Source organism: Paenibacillus faecalis (assembly GCF_900289175.1).
In the GTDB taxonomy this organism is placed as follows: domain Bacteria; phylum Bacillota; class Bacilli; order Paenibacillales; family Paenibacillaceae; genus Paenibacillus_AQ; species Paenibacillus_AQ faecalis.
Genome location: NZ_LT985747.1, coordinates 174,273 through 200,333, shown reverse-complemented (window position 1 = coordinate 200,333; position 26,061 = coordinate 174,273). Strand labels below are relative to the sequence as shown.

Genomic DNA, 26,061 nt, shown 5'->3' with positions numbered 1-26,061 from the left:
GTTAGGAAAATAACAATTTGAAAGCCCTGAAGCCGAAGTAAATGCCGAAAAAGATCAAGGAAAGCCCGGAGATGACAGATATAATCGTGATCGCGCGATGACTCAAATATTTACGGAAGGTACTCGCCATACATGCCATGAAAAAGTCCCAAATCAGAACACCAAAAATAACGGCAGCACTGTTGAATAGGAGCTGTCCCGTACCGCTATCTGCAGCAATCTTCACCAGAACAGAGCCATAGATGCCAAGCCAGAATAAAATCGTCATCGGATTGGACAAAGACATCAGGAAACCGGATAACATGGTTGACAGCAGAGAATCATCTTTCCGGTTTGAGCTTATCGTTACTTTGCCGGCGCTGATGATACTTTCAATCCCGGAATAAATCAGTACGAAGGCACCGAAAAACCAAAGGAAGGTTTGCATAAATGGCGTACTCAAAAAATGAACGACGCCCATATATACAAGTGTCATATACAGGATATCCGCCAAGGCAGCACCCAAACCGAACAGCCAGGCATGCCAGAAGCCTTTTTTTAAACCCTTGTCGAGCTGAGCGGCATTGATGGGACCAACCGGGGCGGACAAAGATAGTCCCAGAAAAACATAACTTAGAAAAAGACTCATAACTTCCCTCCCATCCTAGCAAAATCACTTGCTCCTTCGAGCTTGTACCCATTATATTCAGATGGATATCATGGTAATACTGGATGTTTGAAAATGATCAATCCTAGTCCTGTTTTTCAAAGAAACACTGCTCTCTGTAACAAGAAGCTCAAAAGGTTATAAATGAACCGAGGCCGCCTATGAGAAGGAAAAATCAACCGATAAAATCCATAATCTGGTTTGCATATGCAATCCAATCCTTCTGATCCGTATTTATTTCTATGGTTGGTAGGATCGATAAGTTGGATTGTTTACGTAGTTCTGATTGGGTTTGTATAAACTCCTCTGCTGATTTCCTAACTTCGTTTTCGGATTTGCTTCTCCATTCGTGAGGGTTTCTACTTTGCATTCTTTGCTCCACGTTTTCAGAAGAGACCGTCAATAATACACATTTAGCCCCAAGAAGAAGCATTTCATTTTCAATGGATTCGATTTCATATGAAGGGGCGCTTGGAAATGCCGCTCTGTGATTCAAATGAAATCTTTCCAGTATGAAAAAAATTCCTCTAGATGCCAAAGAGGCGTCTGGGCCCAAATAAGTTGCCCAATCAATGAATTTACTTTAGTGCCGATATCATCCTTGTTGTGTGATCATTGTTATAATAGAAGAAAGGATATTAAGGAAAAAGGAGGATTTTGATATGAAAGTAGGAGTGATTGGATTAGGAGATATTGCCCGAAAAGCGTACTTGCCGGTGATGATGGGAATTCAGGGAGTGGAATGGGTGTTATCTACGAGAAATGAAACGGTTCTTGGGCATTTACAAGAAAAATACCGGATATCGCAAACAGCATCAACGATCGAGAAACTGATTGAAACGGGCATCGAGGCGGCATTTGTCCATACTTCAACCGAATCGCATCCTTCCATTGTGGAATCACTGCTGAATGCGGGCATTCATGTTTATGTGGATAAACCGATTGCATATACATATGAACAAGCCAAGGCTCTGACAGAGCTGGCGCGCCAAAAAAACTGCAAGCTCATGACCGGATTTAATCGCAGGTTCGCTCCAACGGTGTCTGCACTTAAAGAAGTGGGTAACCGGACTTTTATTTTTATGGAAAAAAACCGTGTTCAATTGCCGGATTATGCACGTCGCTTCATATTCGACGACTTCATTCATGTCGTTGATACGATTTCCTATTTGTCTCCTGGAGCCGTTCGTGATATATCGATATCTCCACAGATCCAGAACGGGCTGCTGATTCAGGTCATGATTAAGCTTGAAGGAGATGGCTTTACAGCAATTGGCCTTATGAACCGGGACAGCGGAATGACGGAAGAGCGTCTCGAAGTGATCGGTTCCGGCCACAAGTACATGGTTCGGGATCTTAACACTACAATTCATCTCAGTCAAGGAGAAGAGAAGCATTTGAAATTTGGAGACTGGGAATCTGTATTGAAACGACGTGGGTTTGATGACATTATTGCGCATTTTTTCAGCTGTATTCAAGGGGAGGTTCAACAAATACCTTCTATGGAGGAAGCACTCGAAACTCATCGCCTGTGTGAAATGATCGTGAAAAAGGCCGAAGAGAATGGAGCTTCTATTTGGCATATTTGATTTTAAATCTAATATAACGGGTTAATAATGAAAGATAACGGTTCTAATGTTAAGTGGAGATGGAGAGGATTACGATGCTGATAGAGGGAGAGATGGTCAATCGTATCCGCATTGGGTTGTCCGGCTGGGGAGATCATGATGATCTTTATGAAGAGGGAACCAAGGCGGCAGATAAGTTAAAGGCGTACACGCGGCATTTCCCGATTATTGAGATGGATAATTCATTTTATGCGATTCCGGCCCCGGAGAGGATGGAGAAATGGAGTGAGCAAACGCCGGATGATTTTGGCTTTATCGTCAAAGCCTATCAGGGGATGACAGGTCACTCGCGAGGTAAAAATCCTTATGCGAATGCAAAGGAAATGTTTGAATTTTTTAAACAGTCAGTGAATGTGTTGATGGAGCAGAACAAGCTGAAGACGGTGTTGTTCCAGTATCCGCCTTGGTTTGACTGTCAGCGAAAACATGTTGAAATTTTAAAGCGTACGCGGGAGTGGATGGCTGGTTTTCCGGTCGCACTTGAATTTCGCAATCAGAGCTGGTTTACAGCGGAATATAAGGATAAGACATTGCAATTCATGCAGGAAGAGGGCTGGATTCACAGCATTGCGGACGAGCCTGAAGCGGGGATCGGCTCTGTTCCGGTCGTCCTGGAACCGACACAGGAATATGCTACGATGATTCGCCTTCACGGGCGCAACGCTTCTGGCTGGCATAGCAGTGGAGAGTCCAACTGGCGCGAGGTTCGGTATTTGTACCGTTATAGTACTGAGGAACTGAAAGAGTGGATGGAAAATCTTTTTACTTTACTGCAGAAAACGAAAGAATGCTGGTTGATCTTTAATAACAATTCTGGCGGGGATGCTGCAAATAATGCAAAGCAGTTGATGGAGCTCCTTGGACAAGATACGGGTCCCGTACCGATCAGACAGATGGAATGGGAATAATGAGTATATTAATGGGTGGTAAACCTTTAAATGACAGCCATTTAAGAAAGTTTGATGTTTGATAACAGAAACGTCACGAAATTGACGCAAATTCATCTGTTTATGAGATGATTATTATATAAAAAGACTATTTTCGGTATAGTGACCAATTGTATTATAATGGATTCGTAAGTAGAATTTCCGTCCATGAACTATCAAAATAATCTGACGGAGGGAGTCAGCGATGAAGACCCTTGACAGAATGACAGACGGACCATGGCAAAAATATCACGGTCCGAATCTGGGGTATATTCAAGACCAGTATGAAAAGTTTCTCGAAGATCCACAATCTGTGGAACCGGCATATCGTGAGCTGTTTGCTAGTTGGGGCTCTCCCCCATCTTTGCCAAACAATGAAAAGAAAGCGGATACGCAGGTGTCCGGCGGTACACTCGACCGTAATCTACTGAAAAAAGGCGTGGATGCAGGTAAGTTGGTATGGAATATCAGAACTTACGGTCATCTTGCCGCAGACATCGATCCGATAGGAATCGGAAATAAAGTGGACACCCGTCTTCTTCAACCTGAAACGTATCAACTCAGCCAAGCGGATTTGACAGCCTTGCCTGCAGAAGTCGTTTGGGAAGAAGCTCCCGGCGATGTGAAGAATGGGTGGGAGGCGATCCAAAGGCTGCATCAAATATATACAGGAACGATCGCCTATGAATTCAGTCATGTACATGAAGATGAAGAACGGAACTGGCTGAACAGCCAGGCCGAATCTGGAATGAATCTGCCTCCGCTGAGCGGAGACGAGAAGAAACATCTGCTGAAGAGATTGTTGGAAGCAGAACAATTTGAAGAGTTTTTGCATCGCACGTTTGTAGGCGCGAAGCGCTTCTCCGTTGAAGGCAACGATGCCCTCATCCCGATGCTGGATGAAATTGTGCGGGAGATGGCCCATGCGGATGTGAGCTCTATTTTGATGGGCATGGCTCACCGGGGACGCCTGAATGTGCTTGCTCATGTTCTGGGTAAATCTTATAGCAAGATTTTCTCGGAATTCCTTAACTCACCGAACAAACATCTGGTGCCTTCTGAAGGGTCCATGGGTATTAATTACGGCTGGACTGGTGATGTGAAGTATCACCTTGGTGCAGATCGCTTTTTGAAAGAAAAAGATGCACATGAAGTTCGTATCACACTAGCGAACAATCCAAGTCACCTTGAGTTTGTCAATCCGGTCGTTGAAGGATTTGCTCGGGCAGCCCAAGAGGATCGCAGCAAACCAGGATACCCGGAACAGGACGTAAACAAGGCGGCTACCATTTTAATACATGGTGACTCTGCATTTCCTGGTGAAGGCATTGTAGCGGAGACGCTCAATTTCAACAAATTGCCAGGCTTCCGTAACGGGGGTACGATTCACATCATCGTGAACAACCGGATCGGTTTTACAACTGAAGGTAAGGATTCGCGCTCCACATTATATGCGAGCGACCTGGCTAAGGGATTTGAAATTCCGATTATTCACGTCAACGCCGACGACCCGGAGGCATGTATTGCTGCTGCACGTCTGGCAAGCGAATATCGAAACAAGTTCAAGAAGGATTTCCTGATTGATCTTGTAGGTTATCGCAGATACGGTCATAACGAAACAGATGATCCGGAAACGACACAGCCGCTTATTTACCAGAAGATTAAACAGCATGATACGGTCACTAACCTTTATATGAAAAAGCTGATTAATGATAAGGTTATTACCCAAGCGGATGCGGATGAAATCAAGGCTAAAATTCAAAAAGGTTTGATGGATTCCTATGAAAGCGTGAAATCGAAGGAGCCGATAGATCATGTGCTTCTGAGCATAAATCCGTCCGGCGACAACAGTAAACCGAAAGTTAAGACAGCTGTGTCTGTTGAAACGCTGCGTGCCATGAATACGGAGCTGCTTCAATGGCCTGATGGATTTACGGTTTATCCTAAGCTTAAGCGAATTCTTGAACGCCGGAGAGCTGCGCTTGAGGCTGGCGGTAAAGTAGATTGGGGACATGCGGAAACATTAGCATTTGCCTCTATTCTTGCGGATGGACAGCCGATTCGAATTACAGGACAAGACGCCGAGCGTGCAACATTTGCACATCGTAACCTTGTTTTGCATGATTCAGTGGATGGTGCGACTTATTGTCCGCTGCATACCTTGTCACATGCCAAAGCTTCATTCGCTATACACAACAGCCCGCTTTCCGAGGCTTCCGTGTTGGGCTTTGAGTATGGATATAATGTATATTCACCTGAGACACTCGTCATTTGGGAAGCGCAGTATGGTGATTTCACGAACTGCGCCCAGGTAATTATTGACCAGTTCATTACATCCGGACGCTCCAAGTGGAGGCAGAAATCCGGTCTTGTGATGTTGCTTCCGCACGGCTATGAAGGACAGGGACCGGAGCACTCCAGTGCCAGACTTGAAAGATTTTTGCAGCTTAGTGGGGAAGACAACTGGACGGTTGCGAATCTGACAAGTTCTGCTCAGTATTTCCATCTGCTTCGCAGACAGGCTTCCATCGTGAATACGGAAGATGCTCGTCCGCTTGTTTTGATGGCGCCTAAGAGCTTGATTCGGAATCCGCGGGTAGCATCATCGGTCACCTCATTCAGTGAAGGCTCCTTCCAAGAAGTGATTGAGCAGCCTGGACTTGGAAAATCGCCGAAAAAGGTAGAACGTCTTGTTCTTTGCTCGGGGAAAGTAGCTGTAGACTTGGAAGAAGCAATTGATAAGCAGAAGGATGAGGACTATTCATGGCTGCATGTGCTTCGTGTAGAGCAGCTGTACCCGTTCCCAAAAGAGGAAATTTCACGGATTATGAAAAAATATTCCAATGTGAAGGAAATCCTCTGGGTTCAGGAAGAGCCGCAGAACATGGGCGCATGGAGTTATATGGAACCGAGAATTCGTGAAATCGCACCGAAAGGTATCGAGGTTAGTTATTGCGGACGTCCGGAGCGTTCAAGCCCGGCGAGCGGATACCAGGATGTGCATCTGTATGAACAACAAACAATCATTAATTTTGCCCTTAATCGCAAAACTATAAATCAACATATCTCATTGGGGAGGTAGCGGCTGTGAACGATATAACTGTACCAGCAATGGGCGAATCCATCACCGAAGGAACGATTTTTAAATGGCATGTCAAAGAAGGGGATAGCGTTAACATCGGTGATGTTCTGCTCGAGTTGGAAACCGATAAGGTCAATCTGGAAATTAGCGCGGAGGCAAACGGTATTGTGCAAAAAATCCTTCGCCAGGAAGGGGATAATGTAACGATCGGAGAAGTGATCGGTCAAATTTCCCCACAGGAAGGAGCAGGCAGTGAGAAAGAGAAGCCGCAGGCATCTGAAACTCCGCCACCTGCATCTGGGGAGGCCGAGAGTAAAGCTGCTCCTGCAGAGCAGCCTAAATCGCCGGCACCTCCGGCAGAAAACGGAGATGGTTCTGCCACACTGGCTTCTCCTGCTGCACGCAAACTTGCACGTGAGCGCGGGATTGATCTGGACCAGGTACAGGGCCGCGACCCGATCGGTCGTATCTACCATGACGATGTGAAAAATCACGGTAATGGCTCAAGTAAGCCGGCAGCAGGTGGAAGCAAGCCAGCTGCTCAGGCAGCGGATTCTCAAGCGGAACTTGAGAATCCTGCCAAGCCGACTGAACGTACGCGTATGTCCCGTCGCCGTCAGACGATCGCCAATCGTCTGGTGGAAGCTCAGCATACGGCGGCTATGCTCACTACATTTAATGAAGTGGATATGACAGCCATTCTGGATGTACGCAAGCGCCGGAAAGAAGCTTTCAAGGAAAAGCATGATGTAGGCCTAGGGTTTATGTCCTTCTTTACCAAAGCTGTGGTTGGAGCTCTTAAGCGTTTTCCACTGCTCAATGCAGAAATTGAGGGCAATGATATCATTGTCAAAAAGTTTTATGATATCGGCATTGCTGTTTCTGCTAAAGAAGGTCTAGTTGTACCGGTTGTTCGTGATGCTGATCGTCTGGGCTTTGCACAGATCGAGAAGGAGATCGTAGACTTGGCTGGAAAGGCTCGCAATAATACGTTATCTCTCTCCGAACTGCAAGGAGGAACTTTTACGATTACGAATGGTGGTATATTTGGATCGCTTCTTTCGACTCCAATTTTGAACACGCCACAAGTCGGTATTTTGGGTATGCATAAGATTCAGCTTCGTCCTGTAGCGATTGATGAAGAACGTTTTGAGAATCGTCCGATGATGTACATCGCACTTTCGTACGATCACCGTATCGTTGATGGAGCGGAAGCCGTACAGTTCCTAGTAACAGTGAAGGAACTGCTTGAAGATCCGGAATCTCTCTTGTTGGAAGGTTAATAAAAAAACATGAAAAGTGTGCCAGGCAGAAGTTGTTCTGCCTGGCACTTTTTTAAATATAGTGGAACTATCTTAGCATAGTTGAATGGCGTTAACGTTATCCTCCACCTAAACGATGCACTTAAGGCGCGAAATTTACTCTTTACCTGCAAAAGTGCATTTAAACCAGCCGTGTTTTCTTTTTTGGGGAGTTTACCTGCAAAAATACATTTGATTCCGCTTGATTTAACCTTCTTGGCGAAAAGATTGGATTTTAACTGCACTTTTACATTTGGTTGCTCTTAAAATCGAAACAACCTCATTTTGAATGTACTTCTGCAGTTAAGCATGACAGGCGATTGCCCGTGTAGTTAAACGTTAGAGGTGACTTAAGGCCAGCGATTGCGCCTTTCGGCTGTTCTTACTTGCGATAAAAACAACCTTTAACCGCGGTTGCTCATCCTCGAAAGACTTCGATAGAAGTTTTTCTAATAAAATACCTTCGTCTCTCTTTGAAGAAGATGATAAAGGTATTTTATTTCATTTTTATATGAAGAGATAAGCTTGTTTTCTCATCCACGAGGAATTGGGATTGATTTCAGTGAACGGGGAAGTGTAACATGAAGAGTGAAGTGTTCATGTCCATCTATTTTAGATGGGAATGTGAAAGGAGAGGTTATAGAAATGGAAACAGCCAGGATGAATCGGACACTAGTATTTACAGGTTCATATGCTGAAGCGGATGAGAACGGTATTTGTGTGTATTCATTTGATCAAGATCGCGGTGAATTACAGCTGCTGGATCAAAGTTCAGGTATAAAGAATCCTACTTTTCTAAATGTGGACACGGTAAGAAACCGTTTGTATGCGATTGGGGAAGTGTCAGAGAACGGTACAAAATCGGGTGAAGTGGTAACATTTGAATTCGATCCATCTACCGGGAAACTGAATCAGTTGCATCGCACTCACGGAAGCAGCAACTCAACATGTCATATTCAGCGAGATCCGAATGATAAATATTTGATCGTCTCAAGCTATCATGGAGGTCGGGTTAGCTTAATAGCATTGGATGATCACGGTGTGGCAGCTGAGCTATTGGATGAGCAGTATCACGAAGGACACCGTGTAAATGCGGATCAGCAGCCTAGAGCACATTCCGCATTTTTCAGCCCTGATGAGAAATACATATTCGTTCAGGATCTGGGTTTGGACAAAATTATCGCATACCGCATTAATGAGAGTGATAAAAAACTGGAGTTTCATGGTGAGACCCAGCTTACACCAGGTTCAGGTCCGCGGCATCTCGCATTTCATCCGAACGGAAAGTTTGCCTATGTCATTAATGAATTAAATTCAACAGTTACGGTGTTCCGTTATATATCAGCAGAAGGACGGCTGGAAATGCTCCAGACGATATCTACGCTGCCTGACGATTTTAAAGGTGAAAGCTATTGTGCAGAGATAGCCGTTTCTGAAGATGGACGAACCGTCTATGGCTCCAACCGTGGACATGACAGTATAGTCGTCTTTTCCGTGGATGCAAGTTCCGGTGAGCTAAGCCCGCTTCAGTATAATTCCACTGAAGGCGGTCACCCGCGCCATTTCTCCTTGATGCCTGGAGGGAAATTCATGATTGTAGCGAATCGGGATGGGAATAATCTAGTATTATACAAGGTTGATTCTGATAACGGAACGCTGCAGTTTACCGGAAAAACGATGAAACAATCGAAACCGGTATGTGTTAAACCAGCTGTGTTTACAGTGTGATGCAGGCTCAGGATACAAATAAATTGACTTCATCTTTGGGACTAAAAGTTTTGATAAAGAGGCTTTCCCTATGGTAGCTCTACTCACTAGACGAGACACTCACTTGATGAGTAAATTATGCAAAAAATAAAGAAATAGCGGTGCTAAGGAGGTTATCCCTGCACCGCTATTTTTGCTTTTTGGTCTATTGCTACCTTCTTGTGCAAATTATGGGCAAGCGAAAGCTAGCCGACCTCAAGGCTCACTTTTTGCAGCACTCGAAGCAGAAAACGTCTGAATCCTCGATTGTTTTTCATTTGCCTAAACATACTTTCCGGCTCAATGATTCTTTTATTATGAAGACGCACGAAGAAGCGAAAGAGAACGAAGCAATTCTGGAAAAGCGGTAGCGGTCGCCTTTGTTCCCGATATATCTTCCTTGTAAAATGAATTCAGGATATTCGGGGGCAAGAGCGATTGGAGGAATGCTTCGTTCCGATAGCGTCCTTAGAACCGACAAAGGAGCCGCCCCGGGTCAATGGACCTTTTGCGACAGCCACTGTTTCAACTAAAGAATAGTTTGCGTTTTCGATGAGTTTGTGGAAACAATTTGAATTGCAAGCGCCTCCAACGATTCATACCTTGAAAAGTTAGGTTATATGTTCTTACATGCTAACTTATTGAAGGAGGGCTTGCGAATGTTATCGGAGAAACGTTTGAATCATAAAGTTGCTGTTGTTACAGGTGCAGGTTCAGGAATTGGGCGTGCTACTGCCCTTCTTATGGCTGAACACGGTGCTAAGATGCTGCTTATTGATATTGATCGTGATCGAGTGGAGAAAGTGAAAGATCAAATTGAACGAAAGGGTGGAATCGCGCTGGCAGGCAATTGTGATATATCCCAGCCTGAATCATTAACGGAATGCTATAAGCAAGCGGTCGAACATTGGGGGAAAATCGATATCGTATTTGCCAATGCCGGCATTAATGGGACGAAAGCACCGATTGAAACGATGGAGCTGGAAGAGTGGGATAAAACGATTAACACCAATTTAAAAGGAACGTTTGCGACCGTAAAATATGCGATTCCTTATTTAAAGGAAAAGGGCGGAAGCATCATTATTACGAGCTCAATTAACGGTAATCGGGTCTACACGAGCTTTGGCTTTTCCGCTTATAGCACAGCGAAGGCTGGTCAAGTCGCCTTTATGAAAATGGCTGCGCTGGAGCTGGCCAAATTCCAAATTCGCGTTAACGCCATTTGTCCGGGGGCTATAGCGACGAATATCGATGAAACGACGTTCGAAAAGCCGGAGCTTAAAGAAGTGACGATTCCCATTGAATATCCGGAAGGAGATCAACCTTTGGCTCAAGGCCCTGGACAGGCGTCACAGGTGGCTCAGCTGGTGCTGTTTCTGGCGTCGGACGAGTCCTCCCATATTACAGGAACTGAAGTGTATATCGATGGGGCGGAATCTTTGATTCATTAAACGTGTTCGTTACATTGACAAAATGATTTGAATTCTTCATAATAAACTGACGTGTAACTTATATTAGAATTCAGGTGATCAATATCATGATGGGCATCGTTGTAGTGGAAGTTTGTGACAGCAACTTGATGAGCGCCTTGGATTTGGAGCATCTGGAAGATCTGTATCCTGAAATTGCCGTGCTTCGCACGGACTGTATGAGCTTCTGCGGCTTATGCAAGCTCAGACCTTATGCTCTGGTCAATGGTAAGCGCGTGTTCGGTAAATCGACGGAAGAATGTGTAGACAAAATCAAGGCTGCTATTGAATCAGAGTTGGCTGTCTATAATGAAAACTAATCGTCCCCCAAGGGCGTTCTATAACAAAACGGCATGTTTGCTTAATTTAAGCGACATGCCGTTTCTGTATTTAATTAATTTAGCCCGCAGCAACGGTTTCTTCACAGGTGTCTGAGCAGAAACCTTGATGCAGCTCTTCACATTTCTCACAGCAAATATGCTGCAGATGACATGCATCATTGGCACAGTTGATATAACGATCCTCAGGTTCGCCGCAATGATGGCATTTCCCAACAATAATATCCTCGTCCGTACGGTTGATTTTTACAGAAATACGTTCATCAAATACATAACACTTTCCGTCAAACAGACGACCTTGAACGTCAGGATCTTTACCGTAGGTTACAATGCCACCTTCCAGCTGAGCAACATCCTTGAAGCCTTCCTTCAACATAAAGCCGGTAAGCTTTTCGCATCGGATACCACCGGTGCAATAGGTGAGAATTTTCTTGTCTTTATATTGGCTCATATTCTCTCGAATCCACTTGGGAAACTCACGGAACGATCCAACATCGGGACGAATCGCATTTCTGAAATGGCCGATATCATATTCGTAATCTGTTCGGCCATCCAGTACGATCACATCGTCTTGTTGGAGGTGCTCGAAAAATTGTTGAGGGGATAAGCGTTCCCCGCTGATCTCATTCGGATCTAGTTCATGCTCCACGCGGAAGGTAACAAGCTCTTTCCGGTGACGTACGAACATCTTGCGGAAGGCATGTCCATCGGAAGGGTCAACCTTGAACACCATATCTTTAAATAGCGGATTGGACTTCATGTCCTTCATATACTGTTCTGTCTGTTCAATTGTACCCGATACGGTCCCGTTAATACCTTCAGAAGCAACGAGAATACGACCTTTAAGACCGAGGTCTTTACAGTATTGCAAATGCTCATCCTTGAAAGCTTCAGGATCGGGGATCGGTACAAACTTATAATATAATAAAATTTGATAGGACTGTTGTTCAGTCATGAATTATCACCTGTTCTTTTTGAAATTTCAACTAGAAAACATACTTATAAAATTGTAGTGAATTCTCGTTAGTTAGTCAACTTAAATGTATAGAAAGTTGGATAAAAGGAAAGTTTATCGTTAATTTTTTCTTAAATTTTGAAAAATTTCAATTGACGTAACTGGTTGCTGCATATAAAATATGCATAATATCAACCGATGTTCAAAAACTATATTTTTTTACTTTATTGCTTTTATTGATAAAAGCGTCTAAGCGTTGTCGCTTTGTGTCGGTAATCTAAGTAATTTATGTCTTGGTAAAGAGAGGGGTTATTTTCTTGAAGAAGAACATGTGGCTTTCGTTGATATTGTCCGCGTTATTGCTGACAGCTGCAGGTTGTGGAAGCAAACCGGGGGCAGACACAACATCAACGGGTTCTGATGGGGATGCAGAGAAGAAGCAGTTTAAAATCGCGATTTCGCAATATGTCGAGCATCCTTCGCTCGATGCTACTCGTGAAGGAATTATGGCAGCGCTTAAAGATGCAGGAATCTCCGAGCCAGACACGTTGAAACTGGATTATAACAACGCTCAGAATGACTCCACGAACAACCATACGATTGCACAGAAGTTGAAGGATGACAAGAATGACCTCATCATCGCGATCGCAACACCTTCGGCTCAAGCGGTTGCGGATAAAGTGAAGGATGCGCCGATCTTGTTCGCAGCGGTGACAGACCCACTGGATGCCAAGCTGGTGAGCGATCTGGAAAAGCCCGGCGGAAACGTTACGGGAGCTTCAGATACAAATCCGGAGGCTACCAAGCAATTGATGAAATTTATCAATACTCATTTTCCTGAAATAAAGAAAATAGGGCTCATTATTAATGAAGGAGAGCCGAATGCTGTTGTAATGTCCAAGACCGCCGAGGAAGCTCTGAAGGAATACGATATTGAGCTGGTCAAGGCTGCCGTGACGAACAGTTCAGAAGTGAAACAGGCGGCAGAGTCCCTTGCCAGCAAGGTAGATGCATTTTATATTACGCTGGATAATAACGTGGTCAGTGCTGCAGATACGATCATTCAAACGGCTAAAGCCAATAAAATTCCGTTTTTCGCAAGCGACCGGGATACTGTTGAAAAGGGAGCCTTTGCGACAGTAGGATTCAAGTATTTTGATCATGGATATCAGGTAGGACAAATGGCTGCAGAAATACTGAACAATGGAAAGAAACCGGCAGATATGAAAGTAACGATTCCTGATCAATTGGATTTGATACTGAATGTCAAAGCCGCCGCTGATTACGGAATTACTGTAACCGACGCGATGAAGAAGGAAGTCAAAGAGCCGGAAAATAATATCATTCAATAGCAGTAAGGCGCGGACATCACTGCCCGCGCCTTGCTTAATCTTTTAGGAGGACATGTCATGATTGAATTCCTGAGTAATATAGATAGTCCTATTGAATCTGGCCTGTTATACGCTCTTATGGCATTAGGCGTTTATATCACATTCAGAATTTTGAATTTTCCGGATTTGACGGTGGATGGAAGCTTTACGATGGGCGGGGCTATTGCTGCGGTTCTGATCACCAACGGAGTTTCTCCATGGCTTGCAACATTAGGAGCTTTCTGTGGAGGATTGCTTGCTGGAGCTTGTACGGGGCTGCTGCACACCAAGGGGAAAATTAACGGATTATTGTCCGGTATTATTATGATGATCGCGCTTTATTCGATTAATATGAGGATTTTGGGCAAACCGAACGTATCGTTGAGCGGAGAAAACACCATCTTTTCGACTTTAGACCCGATTCTGCTCATGGCGGTTATTGTCATCGCAGGCAAGCTGTTGCTGGATGTTTTTTTCCGGACCGATTTGGGCTTGTCTTTACGGGCAACGGGTGACAACAAGCAGATGATCCGGAGCTTTGGCGTGAACACGGATACGACCACTATGCTCGGATTAAGTCTATCTAACGGATTGGTTGCTTTATCGGGTGCAGCTGTAGCCCAGCAGTCGAGCTTTGCTGATATAGGCGCAGGCATCGGCATGATCGTAATAGGTCTTGCTTCTGTTATTATTGGGGAAGCTGTACTAGGAACGGGTTCTGTATTTCGTACAACGGCTGCCGTCGTCATAGGCTCCATGATTTATCGCATCGTCGTATCTGCTGCTTATGAAATCGAGTGGTTGGAGTCCAGTGATATCAAGCTGATTACAGCGCTGATCGTCATTGTTGCCTTGGTTGTACCAACGGTGCGAAGATCGATGAAGCAGCGGGCTCTTGCACGTAAACGCTCCACACAGTTAACAGTTCAAGGAAAGGCAGAGGGAGGTTCGTTCTGATGCTGCAATTGAAAAATGTAACCAAGCTGTTCAATCCAAGTACAGTCAATGAAAAAATCGCCCTTGTGGATGTGAACCTTCATTTGCATCCTGGAGATTTTGTAACCGTCATTGGGAGTAACGGTGCAGGCAAATCTACATTAATGAACATTATTTCTGGTGTTATGAAATCTGACGCAGGTGAAGTGAGCATTGACGGCAACTCTATCGGTCATCTCCCTGAATTCAGACGCAGCCGATGGATCGGGCGTGTGTTCCAGGACCCAATGGCAGGTACAGCTCCCCATATGACGATTGAAGAAAATCTGGCTATGGCGTACCGCCGCGGACAAGCTCGTGGATTGTCCATCGGTGTGACTGCCGATAAGCGGAAGATGTTCCGTGAGCAGATTGAGCGGCTTGGCATCGGCTTGGACAATCGATTGAAAGCGAAGGTCGGCACACTGTCCGGCGGTGAACGGCAAGCATTGAGCCTGCTGATGGCTACGTTCACCAAACCGAAAATCTTGTTGCTGGATGAACATACTGCTGCGCTTGATCCGGCTCGGGCGGAGCTGATTACCCGCCTTACCGATGAAATCGTGCGCGAACTCAAGCTGACAACGCTTATGGTAACGCATAATATGGAGCAGGCGATACGGCTTGGCAACCGTCTGATTATGATGGACAAGGGACGGATCATCCTTGATTTTGATAAAGAACGCAAACAGCATTTAACGGTTGAAGAGCTGCTCGGTGAGTTTGAACGGATCAGCGGACATAAGCTATCTGATGAACGTCTTGTGTTAGGTTAATGATGGTTAACGGATGAATTTGTGATAAACCAAGAAATAATCGATGAAACGGAGAACCGCATCGAAAGATGCGGTTTTTTCTTTTGCTAGGCTGTTTGCTGCAAAGATTATATCTATGATAAGGTTTAGTGTCAGAATTATTTTAAGTTGGGAGTTTTGGCATGATGTCATCAAGTTATACATCCAAAAACGAGAACCAGCAATCAGCTGCACGCAAGTGGCTTCTTTTTGCCGGGATTATTTTAGTAGCGGTTAATTTGCGAGCAGGGATCACATCTGTAGGCCCCTTAATTGGTATTATCCGTGAAGACACTGGGATATCTAATGGACTGGCAGGGATGCTTACGACACTTCCCCTCATTGCATTTGCCATTCTGTCTCCCTTCGCACCCGGTTTCGCCCGAAGATTCGGGATGGAAACTACGCTGCTGCTCAGCATGATCGTTCTTACTTTTGGGATTTGGATTCGTTCGATATCATCACCTTGGACTTTAATGCTGGGAACTGCACTTCTGGGCATGGCGATCGCAGTGGGGAATGTGCTTCTTCCAAGCCTCGTGAAGCGGGACTTTCCAAGGAATATCGGTTTAATGACCGGAACCTATTCCATGTCGATGAACATGGTAGCAGCTACTGCTTCCGGAGTGAGCATACCGCTCGCTTTACAACCGCAGCTGGGCTGGCAAGGTTCCCTTGTAGTGTGGTCAACTTTATCTATACTGGCAATTATCGTATGGATCATACAACGCCGCGGAGCTGAACCGGTCAGCACAATCAGCTCTTCGTCCAGAGGCAAAAATATAATGAAATCTAAACTGGCCTGGTCTATTACATTGTTTATGGGTCTTCAATCGCTCACATTCTATGTGAATGTCGCTTGGCTGCCTGAGATTTTACATAGTCAAGGAATGGATTACGCTGCAGCAGGCTGGATGCTTTCAATTTTGCAATTCGTCAGCTTGCCGTTTTCATTCATAATCCCGGTTCTTGCCGGGCGTAGACCTAATCAGCGTCTTCTCGTCCTGATTTCCGCGATATGTATGTTTTCAGGATATGCGGGGCTCTTGGCAGGCATTCAGTCTATGAATTTGCTGTGGGTGATTCTGATCGGCATTTCAGGCGGAACGAACTTCAGCTTGGCGCTTATGTTCTTTACGCTGCGAACCCGAACTGCAGAAGAGGCGGCAGCACTGTCGGGTATGGCGCAGTCTCTTGGTTATTTGCTTGCAGCTACAGGTCCTATATTGATCGGCTTCTTGCATGACTTAACTCGGGGCTGGGATGTCCCATTGATGATCTTGGCTGGGGTTGTTGTTGTTCTGTTTATATTCGGCTTTGGTGCGGCCAAACCGGGATATATTTCTTCTGCTGCATCGGACAATTAATATCAGCATCTTACGAGTATTTCCAGTTCGAAAAGAGCTGTTGGCTAAAAAGCTGACTGCTCTTTTTTTTGAAACAATAAGTCGTATTTACACTGAGTTTACACAAAACTGCATCATATCATCTATGATTATATTGAAATTCAAGATGGTAAAGGTGGGATGATATTGTCTTCAAGTCAACAAAAAGAGGAGAAGCCACAGCTCTCTATATCCAGTCAAAGACGTGAGTTATGGAATGTCTGGTGGACTGCGTTAAAGTTGGGGATGACCTCGTTTGGTGGACCTACTGCCCACTTAGGTTATTTTCACGAGGTTTATGTGTCGCGTAAAAAATGGATGGATGATAAATCGTTCGCTGATCTTGTGGCACTATGCCAGTTCCTTCCCGGTCCGGCCAGCAGTCAGGTTGGCATCGGAATCGGTGCGATGCGTGCGGGCGTTTGGGGTGCAATCATAGCCTGGGCCGGATTCACCTTGCCATCGGTGTTGCTGCTCGTTGCCTTTGCTTTTATGATGCATACTTTCGATATGGCCGCATCTGGCTGGCTTCACGGTTTGAAATTAGTCGCGGTAGCTGTTGTAGCTCATGCCGTTATGGGTATGGGCAGCAAGCTGGCCAACGGCCGTCTCCAGGCAAGTGTTGCGTTTGCTGCGATGGCTGCCGTACTGCTCTGGCAGACTCCATGGATACAGGTTGCCGTCATTGGAGCGGCTGGGCTCGCCGGATTGCTTTTATTCAGGCAGGAGCCGCCCGTGACAGATAAAATAGAGACCTTTCGCATTGGATACAAGACGGGCATCGTATGCCTCGTTTTGTTTGCTGTTTTGCTGATAGCCCTTCCTGTTGCACAGCTTCTAAGCGGAAATGAGTGGATTGCTATAATGGACAGCTTCTATCGAACCGGATCTCTTGTATTCGGCGGCGGACACGTCGTTTTACCGCTGCTAGAGACGGAAATGATGCAAAACGGCTGGATGAGTCAAGAAGAATTTATAACTGGATATGGGGCTACCCAGGCGGTGCCTGGACCATTGTTTACGTTTGCCGGTTACTTGGGTGCTCTTATTCATGGAGTTCCTGGAGCTGTTGTCGCTGTTCTAGCTGTTTTTCTACCGGGATTTCTGCTGGTCATCGGGGTTATGCCTTTCTGGAATCTTTTTCGGCGCAGCGCAAGGCTGCAGCGGGTTATGTCAGGAATGAATGCGGCCGTGGTAGGTATTCTATTTGCGGCTTTGTATGATCCGATCTGGAAATCCTCTGTTACCTCTCCAATAGAGTTTATCATGGCTGCAGGTTTATTCGTCTTGCTCACGGTTTTTAAAACACCACCCTGGGTCGTCGTTGTTATTGGAGCTGCCACAGGGCAATTGGTACTGTGATAGTTATAGAATATTCGTAGAAGGAAGAAGAAACGCTCTAGTCTATTGAAACAGATGACGAAGAGCGTTTTTTTGTATTCGCTTGGAGTGATGGGCTTTTGGAAATAATGGTCTTAGGAGTAAAATGAACAGGTTTTGTTTAATGTATAGAATAGAATTATTATAAAGGAAGGGATCAGCATGAATGACTGTATTATTGTCGGCGGCGGGATTGCCGGCTTGCAGGCAGCTATTCAACTTGGACGTTACAGTGCATATAACGTTCTTGTCATCGATAACGGAAAAGGGCGATCGACATTGTGCCGGAATTACCATAATATTTTAGGCTGGCCTGATGGGATTTCAGGTGAGAAGCTTCGTTCTCTTGGAAAAAAACAGGCTGAGTCTGTCGGCGTACAATTTGCTCATGATACCGTAAAAAGGGCGGAAGCACACAACCGTTCATTTGTGCTTACCGGCGAGAGCGGCAAACCATACAGCACGAAAACACTTTTGCTGGCTACCGGTCTGACGGACCGCTTTCCGAATATCCCTGGGCTTGTATCTACACTTGGCCGTACGATATATGTATGTCCTGATTGTGATGGATACGAAATCGAAAACCGCAAAACGCTCGTACTAGGCGCAGGCAATTCCGGCGCTGACATGGCTCTTTTACTAAGGGACAGAACCGATGACATCACGTATATCAATCATGAAAAAACAGCGGTTGATCATGGGCGGATTGAACAATTAAATGACAAAGGTATCGGTTATGTAGAGAAGGAAATTGTAGAGGTCGAATGCCAGGGAGACGGCATGATCCGGGGGGTGAAGCTGGAGGATGGAGAGGCTTTGCCAGCGGAACGCGGGTTTATCTCTTTTGGCGGAAACCAGGTTCATTCTGAACTTGCAGCACAGCTGGGAGCAGAGCTTGAGCATAATCGACACGTAAAGGCCGATCCAAGATCAAAAATGACAAGTGTAAAAAATGTATGGGTTGCCGGTGATCTCGGTGTCCACTCCCAGCTGACGACGGTGGCTATGGGGGATGGAGCGACTGCAGCCATCTGGATTCATAAAGCGCTGAGCCGAATGAGATTCTGAGCAAGTAATGAGAGGGGGGCGGTCAGAGTCCCTCTATTTTTACACTATGTGAAAGTGATAACTTTCACATAGTGACAATAGAAACTGTGCTATTATTATATTTGCACTGTGCACAGTATTGTTTTTCGCTATGAAACAAAAAAAGATAAGGGGTTTACACATCATGAAAAGCATACGCAAGGCAGGGATTATACTGCTAATTCTTAGTTTAGTCGCGATGTTGGCTGCATGCGGCAGTGGCAGCAAGGATGCTCAAGAAGCCAATAGTAACGGATCGGAACAAGGAAAGACCATTACCTCGATCGGAGAAGGCGACGGTAAACACGGAAAGATTAAAGTAGAAGTAACTTTTGAGAGCAATGAAATCAAAGACATTAAGGTGCTCGAACAGAAGGAAAATGAAGTTTTGGCCGAACCTGTCTATAAAGAATTGAAAGATATCATAATCGCAACGAATAGCGCGGAAGCAGACGCAATTAGCGGTTCGACCGTGACAAGTCAAGGTTACATAGAAGCAGTGAAGGATGCGGTAGCGAAGGCTGGATTGACGCTTGTAGCGAAGCAAGCGGAAGGAAACGGACAAGCGGAAGAACCGGCCGAACAAACATATGACGTCGTTGTCATCGGTGCCGGCGGTGCTGGTTTCAGTGCCGCGTTGGAGGCAAAGCAAGCGGGAGCTTCAGTCGTGCTGCTAGAGAAAATGCCAACCGTAGGGGGCAACACGCTCATTTCCGGTGGCGAGATGAACGCGCCGAATACGTGGGTTCAGAAAAATCTCGGCATTGAGGATAGTGTCGAATTGTTCGTGGAGGACACGCTTAAAGGCGGGGATAACAAGGGAGACCCGGAAATGGTGCGTGTGCTTGCTGAAAATGCAGCAGAAGCTGCTGAGTGGCTGAAGAATGAATTGAAGGTCAACTTCCTTGAAGACAACTTGTTCCAATTCGGCGGACATTCCGTAAAACGGGCGCTTATTCCGGAAGGTCATACAGGAGCCGAGATCATCACTAAGCTGGATAAGCGCGTGGATGAAGTCGGCATTAAGCTGAAGACAAACACTAAGGCGGAGAAGCTTCTTACTGACGATAGCGGCCGAGTCGTTGGCGTTGAAGCGACGGGTGCGAAGGGCAACAAGATAACGTTCCATGCTAATAAAGGTGTTGTCATCGCAACAGGCGGCTTCGGATCTAACGTTGAGATGAGAAAACAGTACAATCCGGAATATGATGAGAAATATATGACAACAGATGCGCCAGGCACAACAGGCGACGGTATCGTCATGGCACAAGCTATTGGCGCTGCAATTACGAATATGGAAAGCATTCAAACGTATCCGGTATGTAATCCGAAGACAGGTGTTATTTCACTCCTGGCGGATAGCCGCTTCGACGGCGCCATCTTGGTCAATCAGAGTGGCGAGCGGTTCGTAGAAGAGCTGGAACGCCGTGACGTTATCTCGAAAGCCATATTGGCGCAAGAAGGCGGATATGCTTATCAGCTTTGGAACCAAGAGATTGGTGACATTAGCAATACAGTTGAAGTGCATAAAAATGAGTATGAAATGCTTGTAAAAGACGGTTTGCTTCATAAAGCTGAAACATTGGAGGAAGCAGCGAAATTCTTCAACATCGATCCAAAAGCGCTGCAAACTACAGTGGATCGTGTAAACAAGTTTGCCGCATCGGGCAAAGACGAAGACTTTAACCATCGTGCAGGCTTGAAGGATATGAGCAAAGGCCCTTACTATATTCAAAAGGCGGTTCCTTCCGTGCACCATACGATGGGGGGACTTGTGATCAACACAGAGACTGAGGTGTTGAATGACAAAGGCGAGCCGATTCCAGGCCTTTATGCCGCCGGAGAAGTAACTGGCGTTATCCATGGCAGTAACCGCCTTGGCGGAAATGCGATTGCCGATGTTATCACATTCGGACGTATTGCTGGCCAGCAAGTTGCCAAATAAAGAGGAAAAGCTGCGGCTTTGTCGCATGAATAAGTCAACCAGACATTCTGTTCTGGTTGACTTATTTTATTGAGAAATTAGCATCATAACGTGGAAAGGTTATAAGAGAAGATAGAGCAGCTTTCAACGAGATCTCCTCAGTCGGGAATCAGCTAGCTTTGTGAAATACATCTCAATATCCTATAATGTAAAGGTCTGAAAACTTATTAGATTCATCAAAGGAGACTATGAGTATATGGAAAATTTGAATCACTTTGCAAGGCCTCATCTTGCTGAGTGCGTACCTGATCTGATTGCCACTGCGCGCGGAGATAAGAAGGCAACACTTGTTATTCAGCATGCGAAGTTGGTCAATGTTTGTTCAGGGGAAATTCAAGACGATATATCTATTGGGGTGCAGGGAACACGCATTGCTTTTGTCGGCAAGGATGCCAGCCATATGATTGGCGAAGCGACGAAGGTCATCGATGCGGGCGGACGCTATGTCGCGCCTGGTCTGCTGGACGGGCATTGTCATATTGAGAGCAGTCAAATCACGCCGACGCAATTCGCGAGAGCGGTGCTCGTTAAGGGGACGACGGGCGGCTTCTTCGACGCCCATGAAATTACAAACGTGCTCGGTCTGCCTGGCTTGCAGCTTATGCTTGATGAAGCGAGAACAACACCGCTGGCGGCGTATATGCAGGTTGCTTCCTGTGTGCCGTCAACGGGACCCGAGCTGGAAACAAGCGGCGCGTCGATCGGTCCGGAGGAAGTGGCGGAAGCCTTCACTTGGGGACCGGATATGATTGCGCTGGGTGAAGTGATGAATTTCCCGGGCGTCGTATTCAGCGACGAAAAGATGATTGGAGAGATTCAAGCGGCTTTGCGGGCAGGGAGAGTCGCCGACGGACACTATACGTGGCCGGTTGATGACTGGAGAATTAATGCCTATGCGGCGAGCGGCATTTCCGGTTGCCACGAGAGCGTCAACGCGGACGATGTCATCGAGCGCGTGCGCCGGGGCATGTACGCGAAGATGAGACGCGGCTCGGCATGGCATGACGTGGCCGAATCGATTAAGGCTCATACCGAGCACGGCATCGATACACGCCGCATGATTCTGGTCACGGATGACCGTAGCCCTGAATCGCTAGTGGATGAAGGCCACATGGACTTCGTCGTGCGTCATGCTATTGCACAAGGCGTCCGTCCAGTGACGGCTTTCCAAATGGCGACCATCAATACGGCGGAACGCTTCGGTGTTGCCCGCGACGTCGGCACCATTACCCCTGCTTCGTTCGCCGACATCATTATGCTGGATGGCAACTTAGCGGACGTCAATGTTGTCATGACGATCGCTGCTGGACAAGTCGTGGCGGAAAACGGCCGCATGGTTGTCGAACTTCCTGACTTCGACTATCCGGAAGAGGCGATCCGTTCGGTTCACCTTACGCGGGCTGTATCGCCGGAAGATTTTGTCATCCAAGCGCCCGTGCAATCGGGCGAGCTTACGGCGAGAGCGATTCAAGTGCGGGAGAACCACGTCGACACGAAGGAGCAGCTCGTATCCGTACGGATTGAGAACGGTAGCGTAGCCTTGAACGTTGAGGACGGCCTATGCAAAATCGCAGTCATTGAACGGCATAAAGGGACCGGTAACCAAGCGCTTGGCCTTGTGTCAGACGTCGGCTTCAACGTGCCGGCGGCGATTGCGACGACGGTCGCTCACGATTGCCACAACTTGATGGTCATCGGGAATGATGATGAGCTGATGGCTAAGGCAGCGAACATGGTTGCTGATATGCAAGGCGGCATCGCCGTCGTGACGGCGGACAAGGTTGTTGAGCTGCCGCTGCCGGTGGCCGGACTGATGTCGAACGCGCCGTTCGAGCAAGTTGCAGAGCAGTCACGTGCAATCAGTGAGGCATTGTATGCAGCAGGCTGCACAATGAACTATGCGTTTATGACGCTGTCGCTGCTTGCGTTAATCGTCGTTCCCGAGCTGCGATTGTCTGATATCGGGCTCATTAAGACGACGGAGCAAGGGTTTGTGGAAGTGCCATTGTTCGTGGAAGACGCACAATAATGAGTTGGCGCTAGTAAGATAGCGCTCTTACAGGTTATCGATGCTATTTTCAATATAATGACGAAGGACGTCCCCTTCCATAACAGATGGAGCGGGGCGTTTTTTTATCTTGGAGACACAATCCCAAGAAACATGATCGGAAAACATAAAATAGTGATTGCCAAATGTCATAACGTGTATTATGATGGTAAAAATTATAAATAACCGTATGATGAAATTAAAATTCATGTGGGAACAGGTGCAGTGCTTTCAGGAAAGAGGGTGCTGCTTAAAAGGGAAGTCCGGTGTAATGCCGGCGCGGTCCCGCCACTGTAACGGTAGAGTCCGGGCATATATTGTCACTGATCCATCTGATCGGGAAGACAGCCTTATCGATGATGAACCGAAGCCAGGAGACCTGCCTGTTCTGACAACACTGCTGTACCTACGGGAGATAGGGAGGTGTTAAGAGGCGCGCGTAAATGATATATGCGAGGCATCTTTATCCTTGTCTTTAAAGGGATATGGATGTCTTTTTGTGTTGCAATGAAAGGATAAAAGGGTTTTTAAAATGCCGAATGGCTTGGGAGGGGTAGGAAATGAGCAATATACAGAGTGCAAATTTAGGGTATCCGCGTATTGGAGGGAACCGGGAATGGAAAAAAGCGCTGGAAGGCCACTGGGCCGGGAAAATCAGTGAAGAAGAGCTCCTTGCGGAGATGAAGCAGATTCGTCTGTCCCATCTTAGAACACAGAAAGAAAAAGGAATCGATTGGATTCCGGTAAATGATTTTACGTTATATGACCATATGCTGGACACCGCATATATGTTCGGTCTCATCCCTGATCGGTTTAAGACAGACGAAGGAGCTTCCCCGCTCTCTGTTTATTTTGCAATGGCTCGGGGGAACCGCAACGCCTCTGCCTGTGAAATGACCAAATGGTTTAATACCAATTATCACTATATCGTTCCGGAATGGGGGGAAGCTGATCCAGTATTAACTGCAAACCGTCCGCTGGAGGCTTATCGTGAAGCGAAGAGCGAACTGGATATGGAGACAAGACCTGTTCTGGTTGGGCCCTATACGTTCGTCAAGCTGTCAAAAGGTGATGGCAGCTCGGATCTGGAACAAGCGGTAAACAAGGTGCTGCCTCTGTATGAGCAGGTGCTTCATGAGCTTCAGGCTGAAGGAGTTCAGTGGCTGCAGATCGATGAACCTGTACTGGTCACGACGATCCCGGCTGAAGATATCGATCTGATCGAACAAATATATGCGCGGCTAAGCGCAGCGGCTCCACAGTTGAAAATCATGCTGCAGACATATTTTGATTCGGTGGAATTTTATGAAAAAATCATTTCCCTGCCGGTTCATGGCATTGGGCTGGATTTCGTTCATGGTTTGGAAGGGAACCTGGCTGGACTGAAGAAGTATGGATTTCCGGAACATAAGGTGCTTGGAGCCGGTGTGATTAATGGCCGCGGAATTTGGAGAGCGGATTTACAACATGAGCTTGGTCTGCTGGAGGAAATTTCGAAATATGTCTCTGAATCACGGATCATCATTCAACCGTCATGCAGTCTGCTTCATGTGCCTGTTACCGTTAAAGCGGAGACTGCGCTGGAGCCAGTGCTGCAAAATGCGCTTGCTTTTGCTGAAGAAAAGCTGAGTGAGGTGAAGCTGCTGCAAAGGGCGGTAATCGAAGGGAAAGATAGGCTGAATAAAGAAACGGAAGCTGCAGTTTCCGCGGTAACTCTGCTGAACGAATCGCCTCACCGCAGCAAAAAGGATGTACAGGCCCGCATTGCCCAGCTGGATCTGGAACCATCCCAGCGAATATCGCCCTTCTCGGTCCGGAGAAAAATGCAGCGGGAGAAATGGCATCTTCCCTTCCTGCCAACAACGACGATCGGCAGCTTTCCGCAAACTCCAGAGGTGCGTAAAGCACGTCAGCTATGGAGAAAAGGAGAATGGACATCTGAACGTTACCAGCAGTTTATTCAGGATGAAATCGAGAAGTGGGTTACGATTCAGGAGGAATTGGGCCTGGATGTGCTCGTTCATGGTGAATTCGAACGGACGGACATGGTGGAGTTTTTTGGCGAGAAGCTTGGGGGATTTGGCTTTACTTCAAACGGCTGGGTCCAGTCGTACGGTTCTCGCTGTGTAAAGCCTCCGATTATTTTCGGAGATGTACAGTTTTTGAAACCGATGACCGTCAGGGAAACCCAATATGCCCAATCGCTGACAAGCAAGCCGGTAAAAGGGATGCTAACCGGGCCTTTGACGATATTGAACTGGTCCTTCGTGCGGGAGGATATCCCTCGGGAAACAGTTGCTTTTCAAATCGCTTTTGCACTCCGGGAGGAGGTTGAGGCACTGGAAGCGTGCGGCATCGAAATGATTCAAGTGGATGAGCCGGCCCTGAGGGAAGGACTGCCGCTGAAAAAAGACGATCATGAACATTACTTGCATCAGGCTGTGCTCGCTTTCCGGCTGGCTACGTCAACCGTGAGGGATACAACGCAGATTCATACCCATATGTGTTATTGTGAATTCCATGACATTATCGATTCTATTCGCGCGCTTGATGCGGATGTGGTCTCGATCGAAACTTCGCGGTCGCATGGCGAGCTCGTTTCTCATTTTGAAGATCATACTTATGATTTAGGCATCGGTCTTGGTATGTATGATATCCATAGTCCGCGCGTTCCTTCTGTTGAAGAGATGGTAAGCATGCTTGACCGAGCGCTCGCTGTTTTGGACCCCGAGCTGTTTTGGATTAACCCGGATTGCGGACTGAAAACACGTGGAGCCGATGAAACGGTGAAATCTTTGAGGAATATGGTGGAAGCTGCAAAGATATACCGCCAGAAGTATAGCGCTGCTTTAAAAAATTAATAGATCAGCAGGTTTTTTATCGAGTTTAATATGCAAAACCCACCAATAATCATCTGTTAGATGACATGTTTGGTGGGTTTTTAACGTT

The 26,061-nt window shown here is 46.4% G+C and carries 19 protein-coding genes, 1 pseudogene and 1 riboswitch; of the genes and pseudogenes, 16 read left to right on the top strand and 4 right to left on the bottom strand.

Annotated elements, in window-relative coordinates; all coding sequences use genetic code 11:
• Position 1: 1 nt before the first annotated feature.
• Positions 2 to 628 carry a LysE family translocator gene (locus C8268_RS00955; protein ID WP_106765938.1) on the bottom strand — a complete coding sequence of 209 codons (627 nt, stop codon included), beginning with the start codon at positions 626 to 628 and terminating at the stop codon, positions 2 to 4.
• A 193-nt stretch (positions 629 to 821) separates the two neighbouring features.
• Positions 822 to 1,142, bottom strand: a complete 321-nt coding sequence (locus tag C8268_RS00950) for a hypothetical protein (RefSeq protein WP_106765937.1) — start codon at positions 1,140 to 1,142, stop codon at positions 822 to 824.
• A 166-nt stretch (positions 1,143 to 1,308) separates the two neighbouring features.
• Between C8268_RS00950 and C8268_RS00945 the strand changes: the two genes are divergently transcribed.
• From C8268_RS00945 to C8268_RS00920, 5 genes are all read left to right on the top strand, one after another.
• Entirely contained in the window at positions 1,309 to 2,235 is a 927-nt protein-coding gene (locus C8268_RS00945) for a Gfo/Idh/MocA family protein (protein WP_106765936.1), read from the top strand.
• Positions 2,236 to 2,309: 74 nt separating this feature from the next.
• On the top strand, positions 2,310 to 3,182 hold the full coding sequence (locus C8268_RS00940; RefSeq protein WP_234032637.1) for a DUF72 domain-containing protein: 873 nt from the start codon (positions 2,310 to 2,312) through the stop codon (positions 3,180 to 3,182).
• Between the two features lie 223 nt (positions 3,183 to 3,405).
• Entirely contained in the window at positions 3,406 to 6,282 is a 2,877-nt protein-coding gene (locus tag C8268_RS00935; RefSeq protein ID WP_106765934.1) for a 2-oxoglutarate dehydrogenase E1 component, read from the top strand.
• Positions 6,283 to 6,287: 5 nt separating this feature from the next.
• Positions 6,288 to 7,565: a 2-oxoglutarate dehydrogenase complex dihydrolipoyllysine-residue succinyltransferase gene (gene odhB, locus C8268_RS00930; protein WP_106765933.1), complete on the top strand. Its 1,278-nt coding sequence runs from the start codon at positions 6,288 to 6,290 to the stop codon at positions 7,563 to 7,565.
• Positions 7,566 to 8,228: 663 nt separating this feature from the next.
• Positions 8,229 to 9,311: a lactonase family protein gene (locus C8268_RS00920; RefSeq protein ID WP_234032636.1), complete on the top strand. Its 1,083-nt coding sequence runs from the start codon at positions 8,229 to 8,231 to the stop codon at positions 9,309 to 9,311.
• A gap of 152 nt (positions 9,312 to 9,463) precedes the next feature.
• Here C8268_RS00920 and C8268_RS23440 read toward each other — a convergent pair.
• Positions 9,464 to 9,643, bottom strand: a pseudogene (locus tag C8268_RS23440) (transposase); the annotation flags it as partial.
• 345 nt (positions 9,644 to 9,988) lie between these two features.
• Here C8268_RS23440 and C8268_RS00910 point away from each other — a divergent pair.
• Both C8268_RS00910 and C8268_RS00905 read left to right on the top strand, forming a co-directional pair.
• Positions 9,989 to 10,780 (top strand): SDR family oxidoreductase, encoded by a 792-nt coding sequence (locus C8268_RS00910; protein ID WP_106765931.1) that lies wholly within the window; start codon positions 9,989 to 9,991, stop codon positions 10,778 to 10,780.
• Between the two features lie 89 nt (positions 10,781 to 10,869).
• Positions 10,870 to 11,118 carry a YuzB family protein gene (locus C8268_RS00905; RefSeq protein WP_106769786.1) on the top strand — a complete coding sequence of 83 codons (249 nt, stop codon included), beginning with the start codon at positions 10,870 to 10,872 and terminating at the stop codon, positions 11,116 to 11,118.
• Between the two features lie 79 nt (positions 11,119 to 11,197).
• Here C8268_RS00905 and trhO read toward each other — a convergent pair whose 3' ends face one another.
• Positions 11,198 to 12,091: an oxygen-dependent tRNA uridine(34) hydroxylase TrhO gene (gene trhO / locus C8268_RS00900; protein WP_106765930.1), complete on the bottom strand. Its 894-nt coding sequence runs from the start codon at positions 12,089 to 12,091 to the stop codon at positions 11,198 to 11,200.
• A 317-nt stretch (positions 12,092 to 12,408) separates the two neighbouring features.
• Between trhO and C8268_RS00895 the strand changes: the two genes are divergently transcribed.
• The 9 genes from C8268_RS00895 to metE all read left to right on the top strand — a co-directional run bounded on the left by C8268_RS00895 (position 12,409) and on the right by metE (position 25,973).
• Entirely contained in the window at positions 12,409 to 13,443 is a 1,035-nt protein-coding gene (locus C8268_RS00895) for an ABC transporter substrate-binding protein (RefSeq protein ID WP_106765929.1), read from the top strand.
• Positions 13,444 to 13,500: 57 nt separating this feature from the next.
• Positions 13,501 to 14,418, top strand: a complete 918-nt coding sequence (locus C8268_RS00890) for an ABC transporter permease (protein WP_106765928.1) — start codon at positions 13,501 to 13,503, stop codon at positions 14,416 to 14,418.
• Complete coding sequence (locus C8268_RS00885; protein WP_106765927.1) at positions 14,418 to 15,212, top strand: ABC transporter ATP-binding protein; 795 nt, start codon at positions 14,418 to 14,420, stop codon at positions 15,210 to 15,212. Before C8268_RS00890 ends, C8268_RS00885 begins: the two co-directional genes overlap by 1 nt.
• Positions 15,213 to 15,376: 164 nt before the next feature.
• Positions 15,377 to 16,597 carry a CynX/NimT family MFS transporter gene (locus C8268_RS00880; protein ID WP_106765926.1) on the top strand — a complete coding sequence of 407 codons (1,221 nt, stop codon included), beginning with the start codon at positions 15,377 to 15,379 and terminating at the stop codon, positions 16,595 to 16,597.
• A 165-nt stretch (positions 16,598 to 16,762) separates the two neighbouring features.
• Positions 16,763 to 17,977, top strand: a complete 1,215-nt coding sequence (gene chrA, locus C8268_RS00875) for a chromate efflux transporter (protein ID WP_337441772.1) — start codon at positions 16,763 to 16,765, stop codon at positions 17,975 to 17,977.
• A 180-nt stretch (positions 17,978 to 18,157) separates the two neighbouring features.
• A complete protein-coding gene (locus tag C8268_RS00870) occupies positions 18,158 to 19,063 on the top strand; it encodes an NAD(P)/FAD-dependent oxidoreductase (RefSeq protein WP_106765924.1) in 906 nt (301 codons plus the stop codon).
• A 163-nt stretch (positions 19,064 to 19,226) separates the two neighbouring features.
• Positions 19,227 to 21,026, top strand: a complete 1,800-nt coding sequence (locus C8268_RS00865) for a flavocytochrome c (RefSeq protein ID WP_106765923.1) — start codon at positions 19,227 to 19,229, stop codon at positions 21,024 to 21,026.
• 235 nt (positions 21,027 to 21,261) lie between these two features.
• Positions 21,262 to 23,094, top strand: coding sequence for an adenine deaminase (locus C8268_RS00860; protein ID WP_106765922.1), 1,833 nt, complete (start codon positions 21,262 to 21,264; stop codon positions 23,092 to 23,094).
• Positions 23,095 to 23,313: 219 nt separating this feature from the next.
• A riboswitch (cobalamin riboswitch) is annotated at positions 23,314 to 23,513 on the top strand.
• Positions 23,514 to 23,672: 159 nt separating this feature from the next.
• The gene (gene metE / locus C8268_RS00855) at positions 23,673 to 25,973 is read left to right on the top strand and encodes a 5-methyltetrahydropteroyltriglutamate--homocysteine S-methyltransferase (RefSeq protein WP_106765921.1); all 2,301 of its coding nucleotides are present in this window, start codon (positions 23,673 to 23,675) and stop codon (positions 25,971 to 25,973) included.
• Positions 25,974 to 26,061: the final 88 nt, after the last annotated feature.